Here is a 2,495-nt window from a genome sequence, read left to right as displayed (position 1 = left end):
GTGGCTTGGCCAGTCAGATCTGGCTGGCCATGCTGAGAGCACGGTCACCTTCTGAAAAACCCTGCCCTTCGGCCCAGTCCCTGGCCAGCGTGCGCAGACCTGTGAGCGCGACATCCAGAACATCCGAGGACACGGGGTTCGAGGGATAGGCGAGGTAGATCGGCCGCTGGAACACCGGTGTGTTGTCGATGCGCCGCATCTCGCCGCGCTCGATATGGCCGCTGACGGCGCTGAGCGGCAGATAGGCGGCGGCTTGCTGCGACTGGACATGCTGGAGGCCGATGAAGACCAGCCCGGCCGAAATGGCCGGCTTGACCATGCCGGCAAAGGCGCGGTCGTGCTCGATGCGGAATTCCAGTCCCCAGTCCATCAGAATGTAATTTTCGGTCCACGGCTTGGTCTGAGCGGCGTGCTGCACCAGCACGACCTGATCGACGGCCAGCGTTTCGTAGACGATGCCGGGATGCGGCCGCGGCAGATAGAGGATGCAGATATCGAGCAGGCCTTCCGCCAGTTGGTCGATCGCCAGATCCGGGAAACTGCCTTCAAGCCGCAGCGCCACGTTCGGCCGCCTGGCGCGCATCCACTCGACCCATGGCGAGGTGATGCGGTCCCAGAGATAGGCAGGCGCGGTCAGCCGCAGCAAGGTTTCGTAGCCATCGGGAACGGCGATATCCTGCCGTGATTGCTCCCATGTGCGGGTGATGGACGATGCGTGCGGCAGGAACTGCCGGCCGGCAGGCGTCAGCGTGACGCCATCGCGGTCGCGCACGAAAAGCCGGCGCCCCAGCTGCTCCTCCAACCCCCTGATCCGCGCGCTGACGGTGGACTGGGCGAGGTTGAGCCGGCCAGCCGCGACGGTGAAGCTGCCATGCGTGGCGACTTCGAGAAAGCTGCGCAGATTCTCAGTGTCCATGCCCACCTCCTGCATCGAAAATTTCGATGGTCCCTATCAAAAAATATCGCTTTCCGGCGGCAGTCAACAATGAACTAGATGGCTGAACCCCAGACAAGCGAGGAATCCAGCCATGCCCAAGCATTTCCGGATGATCGACAACGCTCGCAGAACACTCACTGCAATCGAAAATTCCGCTGTCGACGAATTGCTGGCCAAGGCTGGCTCCGACAAGACCAAGATCCTGCAGGCGATCATCTGGCTGGCCGACATGAGCACCTTTGCCGAGATGAACGCGGAATGGGACAAGTGGGTGCCGCAGGGCAACACGCCAGCCCGTGCCACCGGCGAAGCAAAGCTCGCCACCCCGGACTATCTGGTCGAGATCATTATTACCGCTGCGATTTGAGTTTTTACCCCCCTTGTGGGAGGGTCGCTGCGAAGCAACGGGGTGGGGGTGGCGCCGCTGCCCTCCGCTATGGCTCCGGGCGTTCGGCGTTCGAAAAGCCAAATCGTTGGCTTTTCGCCAGCCTGCGGCTGGACACGCCTCACCCCTGCGGCCTGAACCTTGCCACCAGCGTGTGGCTCTCGGCCGCGTAGGTAAAGCGCACATGGGTGACCGGATGTTCGGCGCTCCATGTCCGTCGCTCGACCACCAGGCACGGCGCGCCGGCTTCGATGTCGAGTGCGGCCGCTATATGTCTGTCGGCGGCGACAGCGCGAATCCGGTGCTCGGCTTCGCTCCACGGCACGCGGCCGATCAGCCATGGTCCTGGTGCGATGGCCACGAATTCCTCGTCCGCTGCCTCGGGTACGGCGGTGAGGTTGATCAGCCGCTGTTCATGCGCGAACGGCCGCTCGCCGGCGAAATGCCCGCATTCCAGCGCCAGAACCGGTCCGGCCAAGCCCAATTCCAGCAGGGCGCGATCCTCGGCGCTGCTGCGCCTTTTGTGCCGAGCGACGCGCTCGTAGCGGTAAGGCAGGCCGAGCGCTTCGACCTCGATGCGGATATCGTGGATCTCCAGCACCGCCGCTTGCGATTGCGGCCGGCGCACAAAGCTGCCTGAGCGGCGGCGCCGCTCGATCAGCCCGGCCTTGGCAAGCTGCGACAGCGCCTTGTTCACCGTCATGCGCGAGCAATTGTATTGCACGCTCAGTTCGTGCTCGAACGGGATGCGATGGCCGGGCGCCCAGGCACCGGACGTGATCTTCTCACTGATGTCGGTCAGGATGCGCTGGTGCAGCGAGCCGCCACCGTCCGCTACCACTGTGCCGGCCATGCTCATGCCGAAAGCGCCGTCATCACGCTGCGAAACCGCTCGGCGATAGCCTCTCGCTTCACATGCCTGCCGCCGCTGACCTGCTTGAGCCCATGCACCCAGACGCAGTCGACCTTGCCGCCATTGGCGAAGATCCAGGCGTCCAGGATCGCGTCGCCGCTCTTGCCGGCCAGCGAGGGATTTTGGGGATCGAGCGAGACGAGATCGGCGGATGCGCTGGCGGCGATCTGCGAGATGCCGGCGCCAAGCGCGACGCTGCCCCCGTCCAGCGCGGCGTCGAACAGCGCCCGGCCGGTCGAGCCGCCCGCGCCCGCCAGCAC

2 protein-coding genes and 2 pseudogenes are annotated in these 2,495 nt (G+C 64.8%); 1 reads left to right on the top strand and 3 read right to left on the bottom strand.

From position 1 onward, the window contains the following. Positions 1-13: 13 nt before the first annotated feature. Positions 14-916, bottom strand: coding sequence for a LysR family transcriptional regulator (locus EOC06_RS16620; RefSeq protein WP_128308287.1), 903 nt, complete (start codon positions 914-916; stop codon positions 14-16). Positions 917-1,103: 187 nt separating this feature from the next. On the opposite strand from EOC06_RS16620, the pseudogene EOC06_RS16615 reads away from it, so the two are divergent. Beyond that, positions 1,104-1,304, top strand: a pseudogene (locus EOC06_RS16615) (RidA family protein); the annotation flags it as partial. A 139-nt stretch (positions 1,305-1,443) separates the two neighbouring features. On the opposite strand, the gene hutC reads toward EOC06_RS16615, so the two are convergent. After that, entirely contained in the window at positions 1,444-2,175 is a 732-nt protein-coding gene (gene hutC, locus EOC06_RS16610) for a histidine utilization repressor (protein ID WP_164762685.1), read from the bottom strand. 2 nt (positions 2,176-2,177) lie between these two features. Further along, positions 2,178-2,495: pseudogene (locus EOC06_RS42655) on the bottom strand (formimidoylglutamate deiminase); the annotation flags it as partial.

This window comes from Mesorhizobium sp. M7A.F.Ca.MR.362.00.0.0 (assembly GCF_004023175.1).
Lineage (GTDB): Bacteria > Pseudomonadota > Alphaproteobacteria > Rhizobiales > Rhizobiaceae > Mesorhizobium.
This window is presented reverse-complemented; position numbering and strand designations above follow the sequence as displayed.

Excerpts from the sequence above, each read along its gene's own strand:
- EOC06_RS16620 (WP_128308287.1), bottom strand. The coding sequence starts at position 916 with ATGGACACTGAGAATCTGCGCAGCTTTCTCGAAGTCGCCACGCATGGC.
- hutC (WP_164762685.1), bottom strand. The coding sequence starts at position 2,175 with ATGGCCGGCACAGTGGTAGCGGACGGTGGCGGCTCGCTGCACCAGCGC.